This window comes from Nocardia sp. CDC160, from assembly GCF_035818795.1.
In the GTDB taxonomy this organism is placed as follows: domain Bacteria; phylum Actinomycetota; class Actinomycetes; order Mycobacteriales; family Mycobacteriaceae; genus Nocardia.
Map to the genome: position 1 here is coordinate 596,097 of NZ_JAYKYT010000005.1, position 24,490 is coordinate 620,586.

Genomic DNA, 24,490 nt, shown 5'->3' on the forward strand with positions numbered 1-24,490 from the left:
ATCATCCGCTCAATGTCACGCACAGATCCTCGTACGGTCCGACCAGTGCCAGTAGCTGTCGAGTCGTGTGCCCATTGGTGGAGGTGACGCGCACCGACATGAAACCGTGTGCGAGATACCAATGATGTTGCGCCGCATCGGGTTGATCGCCGCCGTGTATGCCTGCCGACCAATCGTTGCCGCTGAGCACGAAATCGGCCGGGTCCAGCGTCGGGTACAGCAGGGTGCCCGAACCGGAGATATCTCGTTCGATCGTCGTGCCGGTGGACGTGTTGGTGGCGCGCAACACCAAAGCCCCTGTCTCCGTGCCGAAGACGGGGCGGCCAACCGCATCGTGCCACACGGTCACGGTCAGATCGCTGACCGGGAACTCGACATGTGTGCCGAATTCGCACACCTCTTCCACTGTGCGAATCCTCCGAACCGTGAAAACTATACGGCGGGAGGTCATCTCGAGGTCGAGAGTTCGCACGCAATGCGGCAGCTCCGGCCACGGCGGCTCAGTGCGCTTCGAGCACTCTGGTCAGGGCCGCCGTGCGGTCGGCGCTCCAACCGGGTGGTGCGGCGATGTCGACCCAGCCGGGCAGCATCGCGTCCTCGTAGCGATGCCCCTGCCCCTCGGGCACGCTGATGCCGACGAAGGTGTCGAAGGTGACCTGCCAGAAGGTGACGAACGGCGCCCAGAACATCTCCGGGGCGACGCCGCGTCCGCGCGGCTCCTCGAGCCAGTCGGGTTGCTCGAACAGCAGACGTGGACTCCACCAGGCGATCGGATCATTGGCGTGCATTAAATACAGCACCCGGGGTGAGCTCCATTCGACCGGCGGATTCGCCAGATCCTGTGGGCTGGAAGCGAATCGAACCGTGCGACCGCCCTCGTAGACCGGAGCGACCTCCGGTGTGCCCGGATCTCGGTGCTCGATGAACTCGCGGGCCAGCCGGTTGCTGTGCGTCGGACCGACCCACATGACCCCGTCGGTTCGCTTCCGAAGGTGGTCCAGATCCGCGAAGGCGGCCTCACCGCCCATCGACCCCAGGCTTTCCCCGAACACCAGCAGCTTCGGCCGCGAATCCGCGGGCAGCGCGGACCAGCGGTCGTAGACGCGGTCGAACAGCACCCGCCCGGCCCGGGTGGCGCGGCTGCGGTCGGTCACGAAGGAAATCCAGCTCGGAAAATAGGAATACTGAATGGCGACCTCGGCGGTATTTCCGCCGTAGAGATATTCGAGCGAATCCGCCGCCCGCTCATTGATCCAGCCGCTGCCGGTCGTCGTCATTACACACAGCGCCGCGCGATGGAACGCGCCCGTCCGCTCCAATTCCGCGACCGCGATATCCGCCTGTTCCTCGGTTGTCTTTCCGGATTCGATTCCCACGTACACCCGAATGGGATCGGCGGCAGGCTGGCCGGAAATCTTCCCGATCCTCTCCGCACTCGGCCCGCTGGCGACGAATTGCCGACCTTCCCGCCCCAGCGAGGCCCAACTCTGCGATGATCCGGGCCCGCCGGAGACAAAGGAACTCACCGGCTGCACGGTATTGGGCTTAGTCCCGCTATTGAGCGCGTGATACGTCTTGTCCGCGAACCCAACCAGCCCGTCCCGCGCCACCAACTGAATGACGAACCCCGCCACCACCAGCACGACCAGCGCGATCACCCCCGCCAACCGCGCCGGAACCCACCGCTCGAGCACCCGAGCGATCCGCTGAAAACACCACCGAATCCCCCGCCCAACACCCAGCAATACCCCGAACACAACCAACGAAATCACAAACACCGCGACATACCACAACCGGTTCTGCCCCGGTTCCCCAACAAGCTCCCGAACACGGTTCTGAAATGCCGACCCCGCCGCCAAAGCCGCAACGGCCACCACCGTCCCGCCAATCCCAAGCCCCCACCACGCCACCCGCTTCACCCGCTCCGGCAACTCCCGACGAACAATCTTCCGCACCGCCCAACTGACCCCCACCCCGAACGCATACCCCACAATCAACGAAACCCCACAAACCACCCCATCGAACTTCCACCCCCGAGGCAACAACGAAGGCGAAAGCGCACTGACAAAGAACACCAACGCCCAACAAATCCCCCCAAAATTCAACCGCAGCTGCTTGACCACCCCAGGCCGACCATCACCATCCGCCATCGCCATAACCCGAATCATGCCGCGCATCTCCCCACCACCCCCGCAGCCACCCCACGACGCGCCGCGAGCATCCCCACCCACCACCTCACCCCCAACCTCCCTCCCCGCCGCCCGCTCCCCGGATTCCCCTGCGCCAGAACAACCCTGAGCCCTCCCCCAAAATCGCGTCGATTCCACCGCCACACGCCGCCAACCAGCCGATTTGGATGTTCAGGGGGGTAGTGGGGTAATCTCGTCGAGCACGAGCGAGAGCGAATGCAACGGGCTGTGGCGCAGCTTGGTAGCGCACTTGACTGGGGGTCAAGTGGTCGCAGGTTCAAATCCTGTCAGCCCGACAAAAGAGCCGGTCTTCGGACCGGCTCTTCTTGTATCCGCGTCGGAGAGGATCCGTCGGCCGTCACCTATCTTCCTGAACCGCTACCCAAGGCTCGAACTCTCCTCTCCTTCAGAGGGTTTTGCGCTGGCGGCGCAGAGTCGGACTGTACATGGGCCGATACCTGCACTATGCGAGTGAAGTCGGCAGGAAACTGTCGGCCGGTTGCGGGTTGTGCAGGGATTGGCCCATGAGGCCCCGAGGCACGGTTCGAACCGAATGGTTTCTTTGGTAGTTTTGGGGCTGATCTTCGGGCGGTGTGGTGAGCCGGTTTCGAATGTTTGATCCGAGAGCTAGGAGTGGGGCCTTGGGGCTTCGGCGTATGCGGTGGTCACGGGCGGCGGGCGTGGTGGCGGCGTTGGTGGCTGAGGTCGCGGCGGTGGGAGTGTGGGGCATGGGTGCGCCGCAGGCCGTGGCGGCGCCCGCCGATTGTCCGGCGCTCAGTGTGATTGCGGTGCCCGGGACCTGGGAGACGTCCGACAGCGATCCGCGGGAGGGGATGTTGTCGCTGGTTACGCGGGGGTTGCCCGGGTCGGTGCGGGTGGACTATGTGAGTTACCCCGCGACGGCGCTGCCCTGGGAGGGGGAGGTTTATGGGCGGTCGGAGCGGGAGGGGGTCAATAACACTCGGGGGATGATCGCTGATTTGGCGGGGCGGTGTGGGGCAACGCGTTTCGCTTTGGTGGGGTACAGCCAGGGGGCGAATGTTGCGGGGGATGTGGCGGCGGAGATCGGGAGCGGGATCGGGGTGATTCCGCCGGACCGGCTGGTCGCGGTGGGGTTGCTGTCGGATCCTCGGCGGTCACCCACCGATCTGTTGATCGGGCCGCCGGTGGAGGGGGCCGGTGCGGCGGGGGCCCGGCCGGGTGGGTTCGGGTGGGTGAGTCCGGTGGTTCGGACCATCTGCGCGGTGGGGGACTTGTACTGCTCGGTGCCGAACGATGATCTCGCGGGGCGGTTCGCGGGGTTCGCGACCCAGTTGTCCGCGCCCGACCCGCTGCAGATTCCCAATTACGCCGCGACGTTGAATTCTATTTTGAGCGAAGCCCTGATTCCGGGCTGGCTGTCGATTATGTCGGCGCCGCAGGACGATCCGTCCAGTGAGCAGTGGAGTCGACAGGTTCAGGAGTTCCTGGCTTCCGGCGTGCACCAGTCGTATCCGCACTATGTCGTCGACGCCAATGGCACCACCGCGACCGCATGGCTGCACAACTGGCTGGCGGATATCGCGCGTTAGCGGTCAGCCCTGTTCCGGGACCGCGAAGAACCGAATGGACATCAACTGCGCGTCGGCGGGCGCGTCGGCGGGCAGCGGATGCCCGTGCTTGCGCAGTAGCTCCATGTAGTCGTCCATGAAGGCCTGCAACTCCGCGTGGGTCATGTAGGCGCTGTGGCGTTGCACCTGAGCCCAACCGTCGGGGCCGGTCCACTCCTTGTTGGCGCGGACGTAACGGTCGATGTCGGCGTTGATTTTCAGGGTCGCCAACTGTTCGGCGGCGGCGCGTTCCTCGGGGGCCATGGTGGCCGGGTCCGGCATGGTGTGGCTGAACGGGAGCGCGCGCCACCATCTTTCGCGACCCTTCGACTTTTCCGGGATCTCCGCGATCAGGCCGGATTCGGCGAGTTTGCGCAGGTGATAGCTGGTGGTCCCGGTGCTTTCGCCGAGGATTTCCGCGAGGGTCGTCGAGTTGGCTTCGGCGGTGGTGCCCAGGTGCTGCAGGATGCGGCCGCGGAGGGGGTGGGCGAGGGTCCGGTAGAGAGCGGTGCGTTCGGCACTCGTTGCGGGCTCGACGGCGCGTTTCTGCATGTCCACACGATAGCAGAGCGTTCTCTGCAAATTTTTCTTTGCAGAGATTTCTTTGCAGTTGTACCGTGGCGGCATGCGAACGAAACGGACACCGGCCGAATGGGTTTCGTGGGGGCTCGGCGCGGTCGCCGTCGGGTTGATCCCGTGGATGGTCCTGCTCGCGCGGACCCTGCCCGATGAGACCCGGGTGCGGAACTGGTCCCTGGCGTGGATCGGCCTCGATCTGCTGCTGGCGCTCGGGTGCGCGGCCACCGCGCTGCTGGCCCGGCGACGCGCGGAGCAGACCCGGGTCGCCGCGGCCGCGACGGGGTCGATCGCCGCGCTCGACGGCTGGTTCGACCTGACCACCGCCGCCACGGGCGCGGCCTTCGCGCAGGCCGCGCTGTGCGGCGTCGGGGAATTGTTGCTCGCCGCCGGATGCGGCTATCTGGCCCTGCGCCAACGGAATTGATCGAAGGGAATCATCATGCGAAGGAAGACAGTCGTTTCCGCCGTCGCCGCCGGGCTGGTGGCCGGATCGGCCTACCTGTGGTTTGGGGACTCCGCGCCGTTTCCCTATTCCCAACGGTGGATGCTGGATGTGCCGCTACCGGGCTTGACCACCAACAGACTCACCCGGGTATTGCGCCCGACACCCGGCGAGCGAATGCTCGAGATCGGCCCCGGCACCGGGTTGCAGACCCTCGCGGTCGCCGACCAACTCGGGCCCGCCGGACGCGTCGACATCGTCGATATCCAGCAGGAAATGCTCGATCATGTCGAACGCCGCGCCCGCCACCTCGGAACCGTCGTGCCCACCCTCTCCGACGCCCGTGAATTACCATTCCCACCAGCGACTTTCGATGCCGCCTACATGGTCACCGTGCTCGGCGAAATCGGCGACCCGGCCGCCGTCCTCCGGGAAATGACCCGCGTCCTCAAACCCGGCGGCCGCCTGGTCATCGGCGAATTCTTCGACCCCCACTGGATCCCGTTCGGCCGCCTTCGCGATTACGCCGAGGCCGAACACCTCCACATCGAAACCCGCATCGGCCCCACCACAGCCTATTTGGCCCGGTTACGCCCGTGCACCCACCACCGATACGCCACGTTGTAACCCGCTCTATCCGGACGGGAAAACCACCGGGAGGGATTCGAGGGCGCGGTGGAAGGGGCCGGGGCGCCAGGTCAGGTCTGATTCGGGGACAGCGAGTTTCATGTCGGGGACGAAGTCGAGGAGTTGATCGATGGCGTCCATGGCGATTTGGTAGCCGAGTTGACGGGCCGGGCATTGATGGGGGCCCGCGCCCCAGGACAGGTGGGCGCGGTTGCCGAAGCGGGGTTGGTTCTCGGAGTGGATGGCCGGGTCGGTGTTGCCCGCCGCCATGCTGATCAGCACCGGTTGGTGGGCGGGGAGCCAGACGCCGTCGATCAGGATGGGTTGGCGGGGGTAGGTCATGCAGAAGTTGGCCAGCGGCGGGTTGCTGAACAGGACCTCGTCGAGGGCGTCGCGGGTGGAGAGGCTGCCGCTGATCAGGTCTCCGGCGAAGCGGTTGTCGGTCATCATGAGCAGCAGCGTGTTCGAGATCAGGTGCGCCTGCGGCTCGCTGCCGCCGCCGTAGAGCGTGGAGAGCTGGTGGATGAGCTCCTCGGTGCTCAGATCGCTGCGGGTGATCAGGTGCGAGGTGATGTCGGCGCCGGGGCGGGCGCGTTTGCGTTCGATGTGCTCGCTCATGGCGGCGGTCATCATGGCATTGCCGGTCGCGGCGTCCGCGGCGGAGTCGAAGATCATCGCCATGCCCGCGCCGATCCGCTCACCGGTGTCGGCGTCGAAACCCAGCAGGAAGTCCAGCACGCGGTACACCAGCGGATAGATGTACTGCTCCAAGAGATCCGCGCCGCCCAGCGTGTGATGCGCCCCGCCGCGGGTGCCGAATTCCTCGATCAGCGGCAGCGCGATCCGCTCGACCACGGTGTGCATGCCGTGCAGGTCAACGGTTTCCAGCGCGGCGACCGTGGCCGACCGATACCGCTGATGCTCGGATCCACTGCTGTGCAACGCATTCGGCCGCCACTGCATCAAGGGCAGGACCGGGCACCCCGACGGTACCGAGGCCTGCCAGGTGCGCGGATCGGCCGGAAAGTTGCCCGGATCGTTCAGGATTCGCAGCGCGGTCGCGTATCCCAGCACCAGTGTGGCCCGCACCCCCGGCGTCAGCTCGACCGGCACCAGCGGACCGTGTTCTCGCCGCCACCGCTCGTAGGCCGCGTGCGGATCCTCGGCAAACTCGCGGGTGTACATCGACTCCGGCGACGCGGCCACGAATGATCCCTCACATGTCTGTGTCGACTTGCCCTGGAACACCTTTCACTAGCAACAGCAACCTTACAGACTCCGCGTGGAATCGCACGACCGAACAGCAATCGGGCCGTGTCCGAAGACACGGCCCGATTGCCGAGGAACTGCCCGAGATCAGCCGCGCTGGTGAGCGCGGATGGCCTCGATAATGCGCGGACGCATCTCGCTGGCCTGAATCACGGCGTCGACCGAACCCACCTCCACGGCGCGGTGGATGTTGTGGACGCGGTCGAATTCGGCCGCAACCTCGCTGAGCTTCTCCGCGCGCACCGAGGAACGAATCTCGTTGCGCTCCGCGGTAATCGTGGCCCGGTCGGTGCCGGACGCATTGGCCGCACGGGTCTCGAAGTCACGCACGCGCGGATCGGCCGCGGTGCGCGCGTCGACATCACCGGAGAAGACCACCGCGGCGGCCGGAGCGCCACCGAGGACCGACGCGAACGAGCCGTCCAGGGCCAGCACGGTCATGTTCTCGTTCAACGCCTTCGAGAACACCACGAACGCGCCACCGTGGTAGCGGGAGATGACGCAGAAGACGATCGGACCATCGAAATTGACGATCGCCCGGCCGATTTCGGCGCCGTACTCGAGCTGCAGCTTGCGCATCGACTCCGGCGAACCGTCGAAGCCCGACAGGTTTGCCAGCACCACCAGCGGGCGGTTGCCGCTGGCCGCGTTGATGGCCCGCGCGGCCTTCTTCGACGACCGCGGGAACAGGGTGCCCGCGGTGTAGGTGTCGGGTCCGTCGGTGGGCGGGAAGCCGTGGCGCACCACGCCACGGGATTCGATGCCCAGCAGGCAGACCGGGATGCCGCCCAGGTGCGCGTCCTGGACGACCGCGGTGTCGGCGTCGGCCATGGCCTCCCAGCGCTCCAGGACGGGGTGATCCTGGTCGGCGACCGCCCGCATGACCGTGCGAATGTCGAACGGCTTCTTGCGGTCGGGATTGGCCGCGGCGGAGAAGATCTCGCCGACGGTGGTGAAGTCGCTGCCCGCCAGGGTGTGCGGGTAGTCGGAGATGTCGCGGTCGATCGGGTCGCTGGTCGCCGACTCGCGCGGGGCCTGCTCGCCGGGGGCGATGTAGGTGTGGTCGTAGTGCGCCATCAGGATGTCGCGGGCCGCGGTCAGGTTCGGGGCCCAGTACTGCGCCTGGCCGTTGGGGCCCATGACGCGGTCGTAGCCGCCGATGCCGAAGTTGTCCTCGGCCGACACACCGCCGGAGAAATCGAGGGCCTGCTTGCCGGTGAGCACCATGGCCGAATCCGGGGTCATGATCAGCACGCCCTTGGTGTGCATGAGCATGGTGGCCTCGGCGTTCCAGTACGGCTGCGCACCGACATTGATGCCCGCGACGACGATATTGATCTCGCCGCCGTCCTGGGTGAATTCGACGATCCGCTTGAGCGCCGCGGCCACCCAGTCCATGTTCTCGGTACCCGACTCCATGGAGATGCGCGCACCCGAGGACAGCGCGTACCACTCCAGCGGCACCCGCATCTGCTCGGCCAGATCCAGGGCGGCGATCACCCGGCGGCATTCCGGCTCCGACAGCGCGCCAAGGGATTTCGTCGGATCACCGAGCAGCACGACCCGGCTGACACCCTCCGGGTACTTGCCGGTCGGCGTGGTGACCACACCGGCGACCAGCGCCGCGCTGTTGCGTCCCTTGGGCCGATCGACCGGCACCAGCTTGTGCTCGTCGTCGAGGTCGTATTCGCTGAACTGGCCGAGCAATCCGGTCAGCTCGTACGGGTAGACGGTGTTGCGGCTGCTGGCGCGCAACACCTTCTGGCGGTAGGCGTCCAGCGGCTCGACCGGTTCGTCGGTGCGCTGGCCGATGCTCACCTCGACACCGCCGGTGGCGTCGAACGAGATCCGGACCGCGATCTTGTTCAGCTCGCCGGTGTCCTTGTCGCGCTGGCGCGCGATGAGCAGGATCTCCTCGAGGCCCGCGCCCGCGGTCATCGGCAGCACGTGCCCGCCGATCACCGTCTCCAACTCCTCGAGGGTGACCTCGACCGGCGGCCAGATGTACATGACCACGCGGTTGGTGTTGAAGCGCTTGGCCGAGGGCCGCTGCGCGTGCGCGCGCCGGATGGAATCCAGGCAGGTGGCGATGGCGCTCTCCGCGGTGGGCAGCGCCAGCAGGCGACCCTCGTGATCGCGCAACGCCTCCAGGTCACGCACCTGCGCGAAGGCGATGAGCCGGTCGTCGGCCGGGTTCTCCTTGGCGACCGCGCGGAACAGGTACACCTCTTCGTCGTCCGAGGACGGCAGGCGGGTGAGGTCGAACTTGCGCAGCCGCTTCATCTGCATGCGCTGCGCGATGTAGGGGTGCAGGCCGCGGATGAGTCGTTCCTCGACCATGCCGGTCGTGGTCGGGCGGAAGGTGAAGTGGTGGTGCATGACCGCGCCGCCGCTGCCCGCCACCGTGCAGGTGATGCGGTGCACCTGGTTCGGAAGCGACTGCGTGGCAAGGACTTCCTGCAGGGCCGAGGCCATGGCGTCGAAGTCCTCGGGCTGGCGTTCCCAGCTCAGGTAGATGTCGGCCTCGACCGAGGAAGCGCCACTGGCCAATTCGCCCAGCCCGCGCACGACGGTGCCCAGCGAGTCGAAGCTCACCGCGGCCGACGCCAGGCTCACGCCCCGGCGCTCGGCGACCACGAACGAGCAGCCACCGGCCTCCTGGACCCGCACCGAGGCGAGATCCTTGTTGCCGTAGTAGCGGCGGGTCAGCACCTCGAGCATGACGGCGTTGTCGCGGCTGCCGCGCACCAGCCGCTGCCCCAGCAGCCGCACCAGCGGTTCGGTGCTGCGCACCATATCCGCGATGCGCTCGGCGCGATCGGGCGTATCCGGTTGCGCGTCGAGGAAACTCAGGTGCTTGCGGACATTGGTGTAGACGCGGGCGCGATTGCGACGCAGCAGCGGGTGGCCGAACCAGGCGTACACGACCCCGCGCGCGAGGTCGGCGATCACCGGGATGCGCACCTGGGTCGCGGCGACCAGACGCTCGAGCGCCAGGCCGACGGGCTCGCGCAGCACGCGGTCCGGGACCGGCTCGGTCAGCCACTCGCGCAGCAGCGCGGTAATGACGGTGACGGTGCCGGACGGACGCTGCTGGGCCAGGAAGATCCGGAAGACCGCGGCCTCGAGCTCGGGCGAGCGATCCAGCTCGGTGATGCCGTAGTGGCCCAGCGCCGCGGCGAGCTTGGTCTTGAACGATTCCGGCAGCCCGGCCCGCTCGACATCCAGGCTCTGCAGGTAGGTGTGGAAGTACTCGCGGGCACTGTGCACACCGGCCTTGCCGTCGTCGCCGGAGGGGCGATTGTGGCTGAGCTCGGCCAGATCGGCGAAGACCTGGATCAGTTCGACCTCTTCGGCCAGCGGGCGGCGGTTGTCCTCGATGGCGACCCGGCGCACGGCCAGGTAGTCGTCGAGCACGCGGCGCTCGTCGTGCGGGTCGACGTCGAAGCCGAGCAGCAGGCCGCGCAGATCCTCGAGGCAGCGGGCCAGACCCTCGTGCGGGCGGACCGGGGCCGGTGCGCCGGGCAGATCCAGTTCGACCGATTCGGTGGTCTCGGCGGCGGCGTCGTCCTCGTCATCGGAGAGCGGCTCCAGCCGCAGCAGCGGCGCACCGGTCTCCACCTGGGAACCGACCGATACCGCGATTTCCTTGAGGCGGGCCCGGAACGGTGCGCGCAGCACGGTTTCCATCTTCATGGACTCGAGCACCAGCACCGGTGCGCCCGCCTCGACCTCCGCGCCGACCTCGAGCGGGGTGGCGACGACCAGCGCGGGCGCGGGCGAGCGGACCACGCCGCCCGCCTCGAGACCGACGCGGAAGCGATCGGCGCCGATGCGGGCCACCCGCACCCGGTAGCCGACGCCGCGCAGCTTGAGGTCGAGCGGGCGTCCGCTCTCGTGCTGCACCTGCGGGCGGCCACCGGCGGCGGTGGACAGCAGCCGCAGCCGCTCGCTCTGCTCTTCCTCTTCGTAGGCGTCGATGGCGGCGACGATGAGCGCGATGGCGGAGTGGCGGTGCGAGACCAGTCGGCCCTGCGCGCGCACGCGGTCGATCCAGCCGGTGTCGGCGCTGCCGTCGATGACCTCGGGCTGGTCGAGCAGGTCGAGCACGAAGCTCTTGTTGGTGGCGCCGCCCTCGATGACCACGCGGGTCTGGGCCATGGCGCGGCGCAGTCGGCCCAGCGCCTCGTCGCGGTCGCGGCCGTAGGCGATGATCTTGGCGATCATGGAGTCGAAGTCGGCGGGGATGGTGTCGCCCTCGCTGACACCGGTGTCCACGCGGATGCCGGGCCCGGCGGGCAGGTCCAGTCGCGCGATGCGGCCCGGGGCGGGCGCGAAGTCGCGGTCGGGATCCTCGGCATTGAGGCGGGCCTCGATGGCGTGGCCGCGTTCGGCGGGCGGCTCGCCCACCAGCTTCTCCCCCGACGCCACCAGCAGCTGGGCGCGCACCAGGTCGAATCCGGTGGTGGACTCGGTGATCGGGTGCTCGACCTGCAGGCGGGTGTTCACCTCGAGGAAGGCGAACAGCTCCTCGCCGGGGTGGTAGAGGAATTCGACGGTGGCCGCGCCGCGGTAGCCGACCTTGACCGCGAGCCGCTCGGCCGACGCCTTGAGCTCGGCGACCTGCTCGGGACGCAGCACCGGCGAGGCCGACTCCTCGATGACCTTCTGATTGCGGCGCTGCACCGAGCAGTCGCGCACACCCAGCGCCCACGCGGTGCCCTGACCGTCGGCGATCACCTGGACCTCGACGTGGCGGGCGCCGGTGACCAGACGCTCGAGGAAGACGACGCCGCTGCCGAAGGCGCGCGCGGCCTCCTGGCGGGTGCGTTCATAGGCCTCGACGAGTTCGGCCTCATTGGTGATCATGCGGATGCCGCGTCCGCCGCCACCGGCGGTGGCCTTGAGCATGAGCGGGTAGCCGATCTCCGCGGCGGCGGCGACGGCGGCCTCGACGGTGTCGACCCCGCCGCGGCTCCACGGCGCGACCGGCACGCCGACCTCCTCGGCGATCAGCTTCGCGCCGATCTTGTCGCCGAGCTTGCGCATGGCGTCGGGGTCGGGGCCGATGAACGTGACACCGATCTGCTCGCACAGTTCCGCGAAGGCCGGATCCTCGGCGACGAAACCCCAACCGACCCAGGCGGAATCGGCCTTGGTCGCCTTGAGTGCCTTTTCGAGGACCTTCAGGTCCAGATACGGTCGTGCCGACGCGGGACCCAGGTCGTACGCGATATCGGCCTCGCGCACGAAGGTCGCGTTTCTGTCGACATCGGTGTAGAGAGCTACGGTTTCGATCGGGCGGCCAGTTTCTGCGGCCAGATCCCGGACCGCGTGGATGAGCCGCATGGCGGCCTCTCCCCGGTTCACGATGGCGATGCGACTGAACACTTGCCGGTTCCTTCCTCTTCCTAGCCCTGCGCCAGTCGCTTGCGGTTACGACTGCCGGTGCCAGGTAGTCTGCACGTCCGCTACGCGCAGGTACACCGCAGTAGGGGGTTACTGGCACGTATATCTTGAAAAACTATTGTCCGAGGCCACCGACAGCGTGGGAGGCGATCCGATTGGCCGACGTTCTCGACGTCCTGCACGCGCGCTGGGCCGAGGCCGCCGCCGAGGCGCTTCTCGCAGGTGAGGAGCATCCGCGGCTGGTGCTGACCACCCAGGAGGCGGCCGCGGTCATCGATCACATCACCGATCTGCGGCAGCGGTATTCCGATCTCGAGCTCGAGTACCACGAAATCGACTTCCAGCAGTCGGCATTGCGGCGCGCCGCCGCGGACGCGGGTGTCGCCTTCGACCGGATCCAGATCGCGCTGGCGCAGCGCACCGCCCATCCGGAGGCGCAGGTGCGGCAGGCCCAGACGATTGCGCGCCGGGCCGCCGAATCGCTCACGGCCGCGAGCTCGAGCATCGAGGGAACTCCGCAATAACCCGAGGCGACGGCACGGTAACTCCGCGTGACGCCCGGGTGGCCGATCGGATTCGGTTGACGGTGCAATCTCTGTGGGTTCTTTAAGGAAAAGAACCGCCGTCCGAAAAATCCGAATACGCGCCATACCCTTTCTCCGCGTTTCAGGTGCGCATTTACGAAATCCCTACGGCCACTGCCGGAAATCGTGTGACGGACCGTACACAATTGAAAACCGAAAGTAGTGTCGATCTTTCCGAAAACCTGTCCTAGATTCGGGATCTGCACCGGGTTCAATGTCGATCGGTCGCATTCACCCCCAACCATTCCGAATGCTCCCGGAGGACTCGGTATGTACAGCAATTCGAATTCGGTTATGTCCGCGGGTCTTTCCCCGCGGTTGGGCGTCGGGGCGTTGCGCGGGTTGCCGGAGGATGTCACCCGGCCGCCGTTCACCCCCGGCAGTTTGGGCACCGGCATCGTGCACCTGGGGTGCGGTGCGTTTCATCGCGCGCATCAGGCGCTGATCACCCAGCACGCCATGAGCGCGACCGGGGATCGGCGCTGGGGGATTTCCACGGTCGCCATGTCGCGGCCGGATGTGGTCGGGGCGCTGCGGGCGCAGGACAACCTCTACACCACCCTGCTACGCGATGAGGGCGTAGTGCGGGCGGAGGTGGTCGGCGCGATCACCGCGGCGGTACACGCGCCGTCGGATCGGATCGGGGTGGTGCGCAGGGTCGCCGATCCGCGGGTGCGGATCGTGACGCTCACCGTCACCACGGGCGGGTACTGCCTCGCGCCGAGCGGGCGGCTGGACTCGGGCAGCGATCCGGTGCGTCACGATCTGCGGTGCAGCGCCAAGCCGTGCACGGCCATCGGAATGCTGGTGGGCGGGCTGGCGGCGGTGCGGCGGCGGGGCGGGACGCCGCCGGTGGTGATCAGCTGTGACAACCTGACCGCCAATGGGCGGCAATTGCGCAGCGCGGTCCTGGATTTCGCCGCTTTGCGCGATGATCGACTGGCGAATTGGATCGGGCGCAATGTGCAATTCCCGTGCAGCGTGGTGGATCGCATTGTGGCCTCCGGTGAGGACACCGACGACGCGGCGGCGCGGACTCGGCTCGGCGGGGTCGACGATCGCGCGCAGGTGTCGGCCGAACCGTTCATGACCTGGACCATCGAGAATTTCGAGGGTGAGCGGCCGCGCTGGGATCTGGTCGGGGCGGAATATGTCGGTGATGTGACCGGGCACGAATTGGCGAAACTGCGGCTGCTCAATGGAACTCATCTGCTGTTGGCGTATCTGGGCGCACTGGCCGGATATTCGACCATTGCCGAGGCCAGCGCGGATCCGGCGCTGAGCGCGCTGGCGAAGCAGTTCATGCTGTACGAGCAGGGGCCGACCCTGACCCTGGTGGACGCCGAATTGCAGCGCACGGTTCGGGATCTGCTGCGGCGCTTCCGCAATCCCGATATTCGACACGAGATGACGCGGGTGGGCCGCAATGGCTCGGACAAAATGCTGCCGCGCGTCACGGCGGCCATGCGCGAGAATCTCGCCGCCGGACGCCCGACGCCCGCCGCGATTCTGTTGATCGCGGCCTGGATTCACTGGTTCGACCTGTGCGGAACGCCCCGGGCCCCCGGGGAGATCATCGATCCGCGGGCGGCGGAGCTGGCGCGCCTGGCGGCGATTCCCGATCCGCATCGGCGGGCCCGCGCGTTCCTGGCGCGCACCGATATCTTCGGTGTGCTCCCGCATCTGGGTCATGTGCAGCAGGAGGTGGGCGACGCCTTGACCGAGCTGATCCGTGACAATGTCTCCGAGGTGATCGAGCGGCGGCTGCGGCCGGAATTCCTGGGGCGGGTGGCATGAGCGTGGACGAGTACGAGAAGCCGGTTCGGGCGGTCGTTTTCGATATGGACGGGCTGTTGCTGGACTCCGAGCGGCTGGCGGTGGAATCACTGGCGGTGTCGGGGAGTGAATTGGGGTTCGAGCTCTCGCGCGAGTTCTGCCACAGCCTGATCGGCATGCCCGCCGACCGCTGCCGGGAACTGGCCGCCGCGGCCTTCGGGGCCGAGTTTCCGCTGGACGAGTTCTTCGCCAGGCACGAGACAGTCATTGCCCGGCTGGTCGATGACGGCCGTCTCACCACCAAACCCGGTGTCGCCGAACTGCTCGACGAGTTGGACAAGCGCGGGCTCCCGCGCGCCATCGCCACCTCCTCGAATCGGGACCGCACCCGGCATCATCTGCGGGCGGTCGGTCTGTTGGAGCGGTTCGACGCGATCGTCACCCGTCAGGATGTGCGGCAGGGCAAACCGCATCCGGAGCCGTATCTGACCGCCGCGGCGGCGCTGGACGCGGCTCCGGAATTCACCCTGGCCTGCGAGGATTCGCCCAATGGTCTGCGGGCCGCGCATGCGGCGGGCCTGCGCTGCATGCTGATTCCGGACCTGGTGCCCGCGACCGCGGAGACGAGCGCGCTCGCCCATCGCGTCTATCCCGATCTGCTGCACGTCATCGACTACCTCGCCGCCGCCAATGACGCTGTGCCGCAGCACTATCGACCGGTGCTGTGGTGAATGCCCGGCGTTGTGGTGAGAGGGCTCAGCGCACCGGGTTGATGCAGCTGGACGGCAGATCCTGCAGCGAGCACAGCGCGGGCGCGCGGGTCGGCACGTAGCCCGCGGGGACACCGCCGTTGGCGGTGATGTCGCGGTAGGCGCCGACCGCGTCGGTCGGATGCCGAGTCAGCGAGGGGTCGGTGGTGACATCGACGGTGTACAGGCCGAAACGTGGTGCGTAGCTGCCCCATTCGTAGTTGTCGGTAATGCTCCAGTAGTTGTAGCCCATGACGTTCATGCCGTCGGCCTTGGCGCGCTGGACCCAGTAGACGGTGTCGCGCAGGTCGTCGGCGCGGGTCATGCCGTCGGTGGTGAGTGAGCCGTTGAACGTGGGCATGCCGTTCTCCACGATGTAGAGCGGTCGTCCCGGGAACTTCCCGGCGTATCGGCGCAGCGCGTAGTAGATGCCCTCGGGCTCCATGATCAGCGGTGAGGCCGTGTTGGTGAGGGCCGCAATCAGATTCGGCGGATTGCTCAGCGAGCCGCCGTAGTAGTAGTCGATGCCGACGTAGTCGAGTTTGTCGGCGATCCGGTCGACGAACGACGAATCCGCCTGTGCCGCACCCAGGGCCGTGAAGGCGATATTGCTGGTGACCATCGCCCCGGGTTGCCGAGCGTGAATGTGGTCGTAGATCGCCCGGTGCGCCGCCACCATCCGATCGATCATGGGCGCGACGTCGAGCGCACCCAAATCCCCTATCTCCTGCTCTTTCCCGGCGTAGTTGAGCGGCTCGTTAAACGTCACCCACAGCGGATCGAACTGCGCGTACCGATCGACCACGGCCCGGGCATTGGTCAGCCAGTCCTCCACCATGCCCGGGTTCCGCCACCCACCTCGATCGACCTCCCACCCCGGAAACACCCAGTGATCCAAGGTGATCATCGGCCGCATCCCGGCCGCCCGAATCCGCCCGATCATCGCGTCATAGAACGAGAAATCCCACTCCCCCGGACTCGGCTGCACCCGCGCCCACTCCACACTCACCCGATAGACATCCACACCGAGATCGGCCGCATGCCGAATGTCCTCGTCATACCGATGAAGAAAGTCCACCGAGTTCAGATAGTCGTCGGCCCGCCCCGACCCCACGTATCGGCTCCAATTGCTGTCCGGCGCAAACCCTTCGCTCTGATACCCGGAGCTGGAAACGCCCCAAAGGAATCCCCCACCAACCGGCGGTAACCCAGGATCTGCGGCGGCACTCCCCGGCGTGGTGACCGCACACCACGCCGCCAGAACGATACATGCCACCAAGAACAGCGCACGTTGCCCCATCGCATCGAGAGTACCTGTCCCACCCGTCTTTTCGCGGCGGTACGGGTGAGATCGGGGCGACCGGCCAGGTGACTACTGGCTGGGTTGCGGGACGTTTACGTTGCAGTCGTGGATCTTTGGGTTGACGCCCATGTAGTTGAGCGGGCCGGCGAGGATGGTGACGGCGATGGTGCCGGTGCTGGCGCAGTTGGTGGGGGCGTTGTCGAAGTAGTGGCGTTGGCCCGCGGCTACGGCTCCGACTATGAGCCAGATGAGGAGCAGGAGGGTGAGGCCTCCGCCGCCGTAGCGGACGCCGCTGTAGCGGTAACTTCGGTCGTCGTAGATGCCCATCGTGTGGCCTCCGTTCAGTGTCGACGTGTGGGCCCGGGTGGGCCATTGATCGCGATACCCGGGCGCTACGTCGGTAAACAGGAGGTCCTCAGGCGAAGGCGGGTGGTGGGGTGAAGCCGCCGAAGTGTTGTTCGAGGAGTTCGGCGAAGCGCAGGGGCGTGCGGTCTTCGAGGTAGGGGCCGATGATTTGGACGCCGAAGGGCAGGCCCTCGGGAGAACGGCCGATCGGGGCGGCGGTGGCGGGCAGGCCCAGGGCGGTGGCGATGCTGGCCCAGACCAGGTGCAGGTTGTACGGGTACTCGGTGCCGTCGATGTCGAGGGTGCGGTTGTCGAGGACAGAATTGGTGTGGTTGTGCGGGAAGGCGGGGGTGGGGGTGATGGGGCAGACGAGGACGTCGAAGGCGGTGAACAGGTGGCGGAAGCGGTCGGCCAGGGACAGCCGGGTGCGGTCGGCCTTGACCCAGTCCCCGTGGGTGAGGACGAAGGAGCGGCGGATGAGCGCGTCGAGACTATCGTCCTCGGCAGGGATTTCGGCCGCGGCGGCCTGCAGGGCCTGGAAGCCCTCGGGCGGGATGTCCGCGCCGAACTGCGACATCAGCAGGGTGAGATAGGTTCTCGCGGTCAGCGTGAGATCGGGCAGCAGGTCGCTGTGGCGGGCGACGGTGGCACCGGCCCCCTCGAGATTCCGGGCCAGCGAATCGATGCCTTCCCGGACGACGGCCGAGGTCGGCAGCAACGGGTGCTCGTCGATGACCAGGACCCGGAACCCGGCGAGATCGGCGCTACGCGGGGGCGGCAGGGTCAATTGGTAGGCCGTCGCCTCGACCTCGTCGGGACCCGCGAGAAGCAGAGTGGCCAGGGTGAGATCGGCGGCGCTGCGAGCCATGGGGCCGACCACCGGAAGATCGATCGGGCCGGGTACGACCGGAACCCGGGGTGGGACGTGGCCGCGACCGGGTAGCAGGGTGCGGGACGGCTTGTGCGCGTACACACCGCAGAAATGTGCTGGCACACGCAAAGATCCGCCAATATCGGAGCCCAGGGCGAAGGAGACGTAACCCGCGGCGAGCGCGGCCGCCGACCCACCCGAGGAGCCGCCGGGCGAGCGGGTCAGATCCCACGGATTGTTGGTGGTGCCGTAGATGTCGTTGTAGGACTGCCAATCCTGCAGCCCCACCGGCACATTCGTCTTGCCGACGACGACCCCGCCCGCGGCCTTCACGCGCGACACCAGCACCGCGTCCGCGTCCGGCTGCCAGCCCTTGGCATCCGGAAAGCCCCAGGTGGTCGGCAGCCCGGCGACATTGAACGATTCCTTCACCGCCACCGGAACCCCCAGCAGCGGTGCCGATTCCCCGCGCGCGAGCGCCGCGTCGGCCTGCGCGGCGGCCTCGCGGGCGCGGTCGAAATCGCGCACCACAACGGCATTGATCTTGTCGTCGAACCTCTCGATCCGCTCGATGCTCAGCTCGAGCAGTTCGGTCGCGGAAATGGTCTTGGCCCGCAGTGCGGCCACCTGATCGCGGAGAGTCGCAAACTCCTGTCCCGGCATAGGTTCCGTTATACACGCACCGGTGACCTTGAAATCGGGTCGCGAATGCGCCGGGAACGGCCGGTCAGTGGCGGGCGCGCGGGGCCCGGCCGCGCGGTTGGGAGGCGGCGGGCGGGGTCGGGGCGGGTGGGTTGTCGAGGGTCAGCGGGGACTCGGTGAGTTTGTGGGTGGTGCCGTGGTGCGTGAATGCGACGGGATCGCCCGACAGCAGTCGGTAGGTGGTGGACGTGGCGGTGATGTCCACGCCGATGTGGCTGCCGCGCCAGCGAATCCGAAACGACAGGCGGTCGAGGACGTGCGGTATGCGCGGCGCGAAGGCCGGATGGTCGTCGTGATCGCGGAAGCCGCCGAAGCCGCCGACACAGCACAGCCAGGTCCCGGCCAGGGCGGCGATGTGCAGTCCGGCGTCGACATTGTTGTGCAGGTCGTGCAGGTCGGTGAGCGCCGCCTCGGCGAAATAGTCGTAGGCCAGTCCGAGATGGCCGATTTCCGCGGCGAGGACGGACTGCACACAGGAGGACAGGGACGAGTCGCGGACCGTCAATGCCTCGTAGTAGGTGAAGTTGCGTGTCTTCTCGTCCGGGTCGAAGGCATTGGGGCACAGGTACATTGCCAACACCAGGTCGGCTTGCTTGACCACCTGCAGCCGGTAGAGGTCGAAGTAGGGATAGTGCAGCAGCAGCGGATACTTGTCGTCCGGCGTTGCGTCGAAATCCCAACAGGCGTACCGCGTGAACCCCTCGGACTGTTCGTGGACTCCGAGCTCGGGATTGAACGGCAGCACCATCGCGTCCGCGTACCGCTGCCACCGGGTGATCTCCTCCGCCGACACGTCCAAGCTCCGGGCGACATCGAGGCGGCGTAGACACGCGGCGGCCGCCTCGCGCAGATTCCGTTGGGCCAGCAGGTTGGTGTAGAAGTTGTTGTCCGCCAGGGCCGAGTACTCATCGGGCCCGGTCACACCGTCGATGCGGAATCCATCCGATTCCAAGTGCCCCAAGCTCGCCCACAGCCGCGCGGTTTCGACGAGAAGCTCCACACCGCACTCGGTTTCGAACTCTTCGTCCCGGGTGGCGGTGAGATACCGGGCGGTGGCATCGGCGATATCCGCATTGACGTGGACGGCCGCGGTGGCCGTGGGCCAATACCCCGAGGCCTCGTCGCCATTGATGGACCGCCACGGGAACATCACCCCCGACTGCCCGAGTTCGGCCGCGCGGCGGCGCGCCTGATCGAGGGTGGCGTGCCGCCAGCGCAGGGCATCGCGCGCGGCCATCGGCATGGTGTAGGTGAGTACCGGTAGTACGTAGGTTTCGGTGTCCCAGAACGCATGTCCGTCGTAGCCGGGTCCGGTCAACCCCTTCGCGGGTATCGCCCGCGCCTCCCCGCGCGCCCCTGCCTGCAACACATGGAACAGGGCGAACCGCACCGCCTGTTGCAGCTCCGGATCGCCCTCGAGTTCGATATCGGCCTGCGCCCAGAAGTCGTCGAGGTACTCGCGCTGCCGCGCCAGCAAGCCCTCCCACCCGATCTCCATCCCCACCGCCAGCGCCGCCTCGACCTGTGCGCGCAGGGCGGGCGCGGACCGCCGCCCGGACCAGCCGTAGGCCAGAAACTTGGTGAGACACAACCGATCCCCGCGCGCCACATCGACGGCGATGGTCACCCGCCCGAGGTCGTCCTCCGCGTGCACGGTGCACCGCGGACTGTCGCGGACCTCGAGTTCGTGATTCATTCCGGCCGCCATGCGCAGCCCGGAGCGCTGGGTGCGGTGCACCAGCACCGCCGACAGATCACCGGTGGCGTACTGCTCGGAAGCCAATGGCCGATCCAGCGCGGCGGCCCGGCGCGGATCGCCCGCCACCGCCGCAATGGGTTCGTTCACCAGCAGATCCGATTGCACGACCAATTCGAGATCCCCGTCCAGGGGTTCGACGGTGTACCGGATGGCCGCGACCGCCCGCTCGGTGAACGACACCAGGCGCTCCGAACGAATCTTCACGCACCGACCGGTCGGCGAATTCCATACCGTCTCCCGCCGCAGCGTCCCGGACCGAAAGTCCAGTACCCGCTCGTGCGCCACGGTCCGCCCGTAGCGCAGATCCATCGGCTCGTCCTCCACCAGCAGCCGAATGATCTTGCCGTCGGCCACGTTCACAATGGTCTGCCCGTGCTCGGGATACCCGAATCCGACTTCGGCGTACGGCAGTACCCGCGACTCGTAGAACCCATTGAGATAGGTTCCGGGCAATCCGACCGGCTCCCCCTCCTCCAATGTCCCCCGCAAACCCAGATGCCCGTTCGACAGCGCGAAAATCGATTCGGTTCGCGGCAGCGCGTCGAGATCCAGTCCGCACCACCGCAATTCCCAGGGCGATACCTCGAATCCCGTGCCGCCCATCACGACTCCATCAGTTCCGCCAGATCCGGCACCACCACGTGCGCTCCCGCCTTCCGCAGGGCCTCGGCATGATCCGCATCGTCGTGCCGCTCGACCCCGACCACGAATCCGAACGCACCCGCCCGTCCGGCCTCCACCCCGGCGACCGCGTCCTCGAACACCGCCGCGTGCGGTGGCGCGACACCCAATTCCGTTGCCGCCACCAGGAATCCGTCCGGCGCGGGTTTGCCGCGCAGCCCGCGCCGAGCGAAGGTCTCCCCGTCGATGCGCACCTCGATGAACTGCGACAGGTCGGCGGCGCGCAGCACGGCGGCGGCATTGGCCGAGGACGACACCACGCCGATCCGCAGCCCGGCCGCGCGCACCGCCGACAGATAATCCACCGACCCGGGATACACGTGCACGCCATCGCGTTCGATCATCGACTTCAGCAATCGGTCCTTGCGCGCCCCGATCCCGTGCACGGTCCATTCCTCGGAATCGTCGTCCCGGCCTTCGGGCACACTGATGTCGCGCGCCTTCAGGAACTCCCGGACACCGTCGAGCCGCGGCCGCCCATCGACATGGGAGACGTAATCGCTCTCGGTGAACGGCCGAAATCCCGATCCGCAACGCGCTTCGAGGAATTCATCGAACACCTGTTTCCAGGCGCGCTCGTGCACTGCGGCGGTGCTGGTCAGCACCCCGTCGAGATCGAACAGCGCGGCCGAGATGGCCGCGGGCAATCCCAGGCGGATGGCTCCCGCGTCGGCGGTTGTCATCTCAGTGCTGACCGGTGTTACCCAGTTCCCCGGTCAAACGGCTTCGTAGCAAGGCTTTCCCCTGCTCGGCGCCCTTGCGGCTCTCGCCCTGCGCGCGGCGGAAGAACTCCGCCAGCTCGCTGTCCCCGGCCCGTTCGGCGTCGCGCGAGTACATCTCCATGCGCAGCGCATTGCTCAAGCAGGATTCGGTGAACCAGATGAGGTTGTAGTCCTTGTCCTGAGTCCCGGTGAACTGGCCGGTCTCCTCGGTGGTTGGCATCGTGTTCTCCTCACGATCGATTGTCCAGACATCGATCGCCTACCCGCGCCCCGACACGCCAAACCGCGCGCCGTCGGGAATGAGTCGGCCCCGAGACGGGTACCCCAGCTCTGGTGCACAGGCGGACACCCGGAGAACGACGGTCAGTCAGAGCTGGAGGAGTTCCCACCGATGAAGCACTGCAACACAATTCAGGAGGCCCCGGACACCGCTCCCGACACGGTTCTCGACGGGGTCGGCTGGCCGGGCCTGACCCTGCTGCTGGCGGGTGTCCTCACCCTCGCCTCGACCTTCGGTGATCTCGACACCGGACCGGACCCCTTCACCGGCACCGGATTGGCATTGATCGCGTTCGCGGTCGGCTTCACCTGGGTCGTCGTCGAACATCGCCGCTATCGCGCCTGGCAGGACACCCGGGAGGAATCCGAACGCCGAATGGCCGTCGGCGAGTAGCGTTTCAGCGGCTCGGGTGCGGTTATGCCCGGGCTATGAAACCTCTGTGGCACACCGATATACCGCGACCGGCCCGCCTGCGGCTCACCCCGGGCGGCCGGTTCGACGTCGTCGTGCTCGGCGGCGGGCTGACCGGTTTGACGACGGCGCTGCTGCTCGCCCAGAGCGGGATCGATGTGGCCGTCCTCGAGGCGCGCCGCATCGGCGACGGGACCACCGGGGCCAGCACCGCGAAGGTGAGCCTGCTGCAGGGCGTGCGCGGCCAACAGATCCGCCGCCGCCACTCCAATGACGCGCTGCGGCTGTACGTGGACGCGAATACCGTTGGGCAGCAGTGGCTTCTGAACTATTGCGAGACCAGCGGGGTACCGCTGCAATTCACCGACGCCTACACCTACGCGCAGTCCGACCGGGAGGTCGCGGCGGTGCACGCCGAGCATCATGTGCTGCGCGAGGCCGGTCTGCAGACGGAGCTGGTGGGTCGGCTCGACCTCCCGTTCCCGGTGCACGCCGCGGTGCGCCTGGCCGTGCAGGCGCAGCTGAATCCGATGACGCTGCTCGCGGCGCTGGCCGCCGACATCGAGTCGCACGGGGTGCAGATCTTCGAGTCCACCCGCGCGACCGGCGTGCGCTCCGGCAAGGACGGCGATCACCTCATCGATACCGAGCACGGTCCGATCAGCGCCGGAACGGTCGTCCTGGCCACCGGCACACCGATTCTCGATCGTGGCGGCTTCTTCGCCCGGTTGGTGCCGCAGCGGTCGTATCTGGCGGCGTTCCGGCCGTCCGCGCCGATTCCGCACGGCATGTTCCTCAGCGCCGGTGAGCCCACCCGCTCCCTGCGCCACGTCCCCGATCCCGACGGCGACATCCTGCTGGTCGGCGGCAATGGCCACGTGGTCGGCCGCGACGGCGACACCGCGGATCGGGTTCGCGACCTGATCGCCTGGACCGAGCGCCATTTCGATGCGGCCGAACCCCTGGCGACCTGGTCCGCGCAGGACTATCACCCGGCCGGGGAGCTCCCCTACGTCGGCCCGCTGCTGCCGGGTCAGGAGCGCATCCTCGTCGGCACCGGTTACGCGAAATGGGGACTGACCAACGCCGTCGCGGCCGGTCTGGCCCTCGCGGGTCGGATCACCGGCAAGACGCCGTACTGGGCGGGCGCGATGGCGAGCTGGCGGCTCGCCGACTACACCTCGCTGCCCGCCACCATCGCCGCCAATGGGTCTGTCGCCCTGCAGCTTTCCTCTGGTTGGGTCCGTGTCGCATTCGGTGGCGGTGAACCGTTCCCGCCGGAGGGCTCCGGTGTCGTGGACCGCCGCCCCTTCTCCCCCACGGCGACCTCCACCGTGGACGGCACCACCACCTCGGTCTCGGCGGTCTGCCCGCACCTCTACGGCATCGTGCGTTGGAATTCGGCCGAATGCACCTGGGACTGCCCGCTGCACGGGTCCCGCTTCGCCGCCGACGGGACCCTGCTCGAGGGACCGGCGACGAAATCTCTTCGCCGCCATCCCTGATGAGCCGACGGCGTCATCTTTTGAGCCGACAGAACACCTGATCAGTGGGCCACCGCCCGGCTCACCGCCTGCGGTCCCTCATAGTTGCGGTCCGGAATCTGTTGCAGCCGTTCGAGAGTGGTGGCGTCGGCACCATTGTCGCGGGCAATGCGCACGAGTTCGTCGCGCTTGCACGGATAGTCGGTGCCGCGCAGGTACTTCTGCAGCTGAATCGGATTGATCGTCGCCATGAGGCGCTCCCATCGTTGAGTCAACATTTTCCGGTCCCCGAGTCATGAGCTCCATCCACGGCGGCCTGCTGCTGTTCCGGCGTCAGCACGGACCAGTCCGCGGTGTTGGGGAAATTCGCGATGGCATCGGCGACCGCCTGATCCACCGCCTGCTGCCCGGAACTCGAACGCAGCCGGTCCATTCGGGGCAGCAGGTCCTCGCAGGTCTTGTGTCGCAATTGCGCCGGTGAGATCGCCGACGGCGCGGACACCGACCGCGAATTCTGCGGCGGCACGAGCTCACCCGGGCTGGTGGGAACGGCGCTGTGCGACACCGACGGTGGTGTGGACGAGGGTGCCAGGACTCCATCCTGGTTGCCGCACGCGGGCAGCGCGAGGACCGCGCCCGCCGCCAGCGCCCCGGCGAGGGCGGCGCGAGGACCGGTGAACAGCTGCAAGCCCATGGTGAACTCCTGGGAAGAGGTTGGC

At 67.5% G+C, this 24,490-nt stretch carries 21 protein-coding genes and 1 tRNA gene; 9 read left to right on the forward strand and 13 right to left on the reverse strand.

The window, feature by feature from the left end; translation table 11 throughout:
- Position 1: 1 nt before the first annotated feature.
- The gene (locus VMT40_RS30525; protein WP_326362536.1) at positions 2 to 406 is read right to left on the reverse strand and encodes a hypothetical protein; all 405 of its coding nucleotides are present in this window, start codon (positions 404 to 406) and stop codon (positions 2 to 4) included.
- Between the two features lie 94 nt (positions 407 to 500).
- On the reverse strand, positions 501 to 2,177 hold the full coding sequence (locus tag VMT40_RS30530) for an alpha/beta hydrolase (protein WP_326362537.1): 1,677 nt from the start codon (positions 2,175 to 2,177) through the stop codon (positions 501 to 503).
- Between the two features lie 234 nt (positions 2,178 to 2,411).
- On the opposite strand from VMT40_RS30530, the gene VMT40_RS30535 reads away from it, so the two are divergent.
- Together VMT40_RS30535 and VMT40_RS30540 are read left to right on the forward strand one after the other, a co-directional pair.
- Positions 2,412 to 2,485, forward strand: a tRNA-Pro gene (locus VMT40_RS30535).
- Between the two features lie 360 nt (positions 2,486 to 2,845).
- Positions 2,846 to 3,760 (forward strand): cutinase family protein, encoded by a 915-nt coding sequence (locus VMT40_RS30540; RefSeq protein ID WP_326362538.1) that lies wholly within the window; start codon positions 2,846 to 2,848, stop codon positions 3,758 to 3,760.
- Positions 3,761 to 3,763: 3 nt separating this feature from the next.
- Here the strand turns inward: VMT40_RS30540 and VMT40_RS30545 are convergent, their stop codons facing one another.
- Entirely contained in the window at positions 3,764 to 4,330 is a 567-nt protein-coding gene (locus VMT40_RS30545; RefSeq protein WP_326362539.1) for an ArsR/SmtB family transcription factor, read from the reverse strand.
- A gap of 73 nt (positions 4,331 to 4,403) precedes the next feature.
- Between VMT40_RS30545 and VMT40_RS30550 the strand changes: the two genes are divergently transcribed.
- Together VMT40_RS30550 and VMT40_RS30555 are read left to right on the forward strand one after the other, a co-directional pair.
- On the forward strand, positions 4,404 to 4,781 hold the full coding sequence (locus tag VMT40_RS30550) for a hypothetical protein (RefSeq protein WP_326362540.1): 378 nt from the start codon (positions 4,404 to 4,406) through the stop codon (positions 4,779 to 4,781).
- Positions 4,782 to 4,796: 15 nt separating this feature from the next.
- Positions 4,797 to 5,426, forward strand: coding sequence for a class I SAM-dependent methyltransferase (locus VMT40_RS30555; protein ID WP_326362541.1), 630 nt, complete (start codon positions 4,797 to 4,799; stop codon positions 5,424 to 5,426).
- 6 nt (positions 5,427 to 5,432) lie between these two features.
- Here the strand turns inward: VMT40_RS30555 and VMT40_RS30560 are convergent, their stop codons facing one another.
- On the reverse strand, positions 5,433 to 6,632 hold the full coding sequence (locus tag VMT40_RS30560) for a cytochrome P450 (protein ID WP_326362542.1): 1,200 nt from the start codon (positions 6,630 to 6,632) through the stop codon (positions 5,433 to 5,435).
- A gap of 150 nt (positions 6,633 to 6,782) precedes the next feature.
- Complete coding sequence (locus tag VMT40_RS30565) at positions 6,783 to 12,086, reverse strand: ATP-binding protein (protein WP_326362543.1); 5,304 nt, start codon at positions 12,084 to 12,086, stop codon at positions 6,783 to 6,785.
- A gap of 173 nt (positions 12,087 to 12,259) precedes the next feature.
- On the opposite strand from VMT40_RS30565, the gene VMT40_RS30570 reads away from it, so the two are divergent.
- The 3 genes from VMT40_RS30570 to VMT40_RS30580 all read left to right on the forward strand — a co-directional run bounded on the left by VMT40_RS30570 (position 12,260) and on the right by VMT40_RS30580 (position 15,195).
- Positions 12,260 to 12,628, forward strand: coding sequence for a hypothetical protein (locus VMT40_RS30570; RefSeq protein WP_326362544.1), 369 nt, complete (start codon positions 12,260 to 12,262; stop codon positions 12,626 to 12,628).
- Positions 12,629 to 12,982: 354 nt separating this feature from the next.
- Positions 12,983 to 14,485: a mannitol dehydrogenase family protein gene (locus VMT40_RS30575; RefSeq protein WP_326362546.1), complete on the forward strand. Its 1,503-nt coding sequence runs from the start codon at positions 12,983 to 12,985 to the stop codon at positions 14,483 to 14,485.
- Positions 14,482 to 15,195: an HAD family hydrolase gene (locus VMT40_RS30580; protein WP_326362548.1), complete on the forward strand. Its 714-nt coding sequence runs from the start codon at positions 14,482 to 14,484 to the stop codon at positions 15,193 to 15,195. The genes VMT40_RS30575 and VMT40_RS30580 overlap by 4 nt, the downstream gene beginning before the upstream one ends.
- Positions 15,196 to 15,220: 25 nt before the next feature.
- On the opposite strand, the gene VMT40_RS30585 is transcribed toward VMT40_RS30580, so the two are convergent.
- The 6 genes from VMT40_RS30585 to VMT40_RS30610 all read right to left on the reverse strand — a co-directional run bounded on the left by VMT40_RS30585 (position 15,221) and on the right by VMT40_RS30610 (position 21,816).
- Positions 15,221 to 16,513 (reverse strand): family 1 glycosylhydrolase, encoded by a 1,293-nt coding sequence (locus VMT40_RS30585; protein ID WP_326362549.1) that lies wholly within the window; start codon positions 16,511 to 16,513, stop codon positions 15,221 to 15,223.
- Positions 16,514 to 16,585: 72 nt separating this feature from the next.
- Positions 16,586 to 16,843 carry a hypothetical protein gene (locus VMT40_RS30590; protein WP_326362550.1) on the reverse strand — a complete coding sequence of 86 codons (258 nt, stop codon included), beginning with the start codon at positions 16,841 to 16,843 and terminating at the stop codon, positions 16,586 to 16,588.
- An 88-nt stretch (positions 16,844 to 16,931) separates the two neighbouring features.
- Positions 16,932 to 18,395 carry an amidase gene (locus VMT40_RS30595; protein ID WP_326362551.1) on the reverse strand — a complete coding sequence of 488 codons (1,464 nt, stop codon included), beginning with the start codon at positions 18,393 to 18,395 and terminating at the stop codon, positions 16,932 to 16,934.
- A 64-nt stretch (positions 18,396 to 18,459) separates the two neighbouring features.
- Entirely contained in the window at positions 18,460 to 20,796 is a 2,337-nt protein-coding gene (locus tag VMT40_RS30600) for a glycoside hydrolase family 65 protein (protein ID WP_326362553.1), read from the reverse strand.
- Positions 20,796 to 21,557, reverse strand: a complete 762-nt coding sequence (locus VMT40_RS30605) for an HAD family hydrolase (RefSeq protein WP_326362555.1) — start codon at positions 21,555 to 21,557, stop codon at positions 20,796 to 20,798. The genes VMT40_RS30600 and VMT40_RS30605 overlap by 1 nt, the downstream gene beginning before the upstream one ends.
- 1 nt (position 21,558) lies before the next feature.
- On the reverse strand, positions 21,559 to 21,816 hold the full coding sequence (locus tag VMT40_RS30610; RefSeq protein ID WP_326362557.1) for a hypothetical protein: 258 nt from the start codon (positions 21,814 to 21,816) through the stop codon (positions 21,559 to 21,561).
- Positions 21,817 to 21,987: 171 nt separating this feature from the next.
- On the opposite strand from VMT40_RS30610, the gene VMT40_RS30615 reads away from it, so the two are divergent.
- Together VMT40_RS30615 and VMT40_RS30620 are read left to right on the forward strand one after the other, a co-directional pair.
- Positions 21,988 to 22,269, forward strand: coding sequence for a hypothetical protein (locus tag VMT40_RS30615; protein WP_326362559.1), 282 nt, complete (start codon positions 21,988 to 21,990; stop codon positions 22,267 to 22,269).
- 35 nt (positions 22,270 to 22,304) lie between these two features.
- Positions 22,305 to 23,792, forward strand: coding sequence for an FAD-dependent oxidoreductase (locus VMT40_RS30620; RefSeq protein WP_326362561.1), 1,488 nt, complete (start codon positions 22,305 to 22,307; stop codon positions 23,790 to 23,792).
- A gap of 41 nt (positions 23,793 to 23,833) precedes the next feature.
- On the opposite strand, the gene VMT40_RS30625 is transcribed toward VMT40_RS30620, so the two are convergent.
- Both VMT40_RS30625 and VMT40_RS30630 read right to left on the reverse strand, forming a co-directional pair.
- Positions 23,834 to 24,022: a DUF2795 domain-containing protein gene (locus VMT40_RS30625; protein WP_326362563.1), complete on the reverse strand. Its 189-nt coding sequence runs from the start codon at positions 24,020 to 24,022 to the stop codon at positions 23,834 to 23,836.
- 20 nt (positions 24,023 to 24,042) lie between these two features.
- Entirely contained in the window at positions 24,043 to 24,465 is a 423-nt protein-coding gene (locus VMT40_RS30630) for a hypothetical protein (RefSeq protein WP_326362565.1), read from the reverse strand.
- Between the last annotated feature and the right edge of the window lie 25 nt (positions 24,466 to 24,490).

Excerpts from the sequence above, each read along its gene's own strand:
- VMT40_RS30610 (WP_326362557.1), bottom strand. The coding sequence starts at position 21,816 with ATGCCAACCACCGAGGAGACCGGCCAGTTCACCGGGACTCAGGACAAG.
- VMT40_RS30575 (WP_326362546.1), top strand. The coding sequence starts at position 12,983 with ATGTCCGCGGGTCTTTCCCCGCGGTTGGGCGTCGGGGCGTTGCGCGGG.
- VMT40_RS30630 (WP_326362565.1), bottom strand. The coding sequence starts at position 24,465 with ATGGGCTTGCAGCTGTTCACCGGTCCTCGCGCCGCCCTCGCCGGGGCG.
- VMT40_RS30600 (WP_326362553.1), bottom strand. The coding sequence starts at position 20,796 with ATGGGCGGCACGGGATTCGAGGTATCGCCCTGGGAATTGCGGTGGTGC.
- VMT40_RS30550 (WP_326362540.1), top strand. The coding sequence starts at position 4,404 with ATGCGAACGAAACGGACACCGGCCGAATGGGTTTCGTGGGGGCTCGGC.
- VMT40_RS30585 (WP_326362549.1), bottom strand. The coding sequence starts at position 16,513 with ATGGGGCAACGTGCGCTGTTCTTGGTGGCATGTATCGTTCTGGCGGCG.
- VMT40_RS30625 (WP_326362563.1), bottom strand. The coding sequence starts at position 24,022 with ATGGCGACGATCAATCCGATTCAGCTGCAGAAGTACCTGCGCGGCACC.
- VMT40_RS30545 (WP_326362539.1), bottom strand. The coding sequence starts at position 4,330 with ATGCAGAAACGCGCCGTCGAGCCCGCAACGAGTGCCGAACGCACCGCT.
- VMT40_RS30605 (WP_326362555.1), bottom strand. The coding sequence starts at position 21,557 with ATGACAACCGCCGACGCGGGAGCCATCCGCCTGGGATTGCCCGCGGCC.
- VMT40_RS30530 (WP_326362537.1), bottom strand. The coding sequence starts at position 2,177 with ATGCGCGGCATGATTCGGGTTATGGCGATGGCGGATGGTGATGGTCGG.
- VMT40_RS30590 (WP_326362550.1), bottom strand. The coding sequence starts at position 16,843 with ATGGGCATCTACGACGACCGAAGTTACCGCTACAGCGGCGTCCGCTAC.
- VMT40_RS30540 (WP_326362538.1), top strand. The coding sequence starts at position 2,846 with ATGCGGTGGTCACGGGCGGCGGGCGTGGTGGCGGCGTTGGTGGCTGAG.
- VMT40_RS30555 (WP_326362541.1), top strand. The coding sequence starts at position 4,797 with ATGCGAAGGAAGACAGTCGTTTCCGCCGTCGCCGCCGGGCTGGTGGCC.
- VMT40_RS30580 (WP_326362548.1), top strand. The coding sequence starts at position 14,482 with ATGAGCGTGGACGAGTACGAGAAGCCGGTTCGGGCGGTCGTTTTCGAT.
- VMT40_RS30620 (WP_326362561.1), top strand. The coding sequence starts at position 22,305 with ATGAAACCTCTGTGGCACACCGATATACCGCGACCGGCCCGCCTGCGG.
- VMT40_RS30595 (WP_326362551.1), bottom strand. The coding sequence starts at position 18,395 with ATGCCGGGACAGGAGTTTGCGACTCTCCGCGATCAGGTGGCCGCACTG.
- VMT40_RS30615 (WP_326362559.1), top strand. The coding sequence starts at position 21,988 with ATGAAGCACTGCAACACAATTCAGGAGGCCCCGGACACCGCTCCCGAC.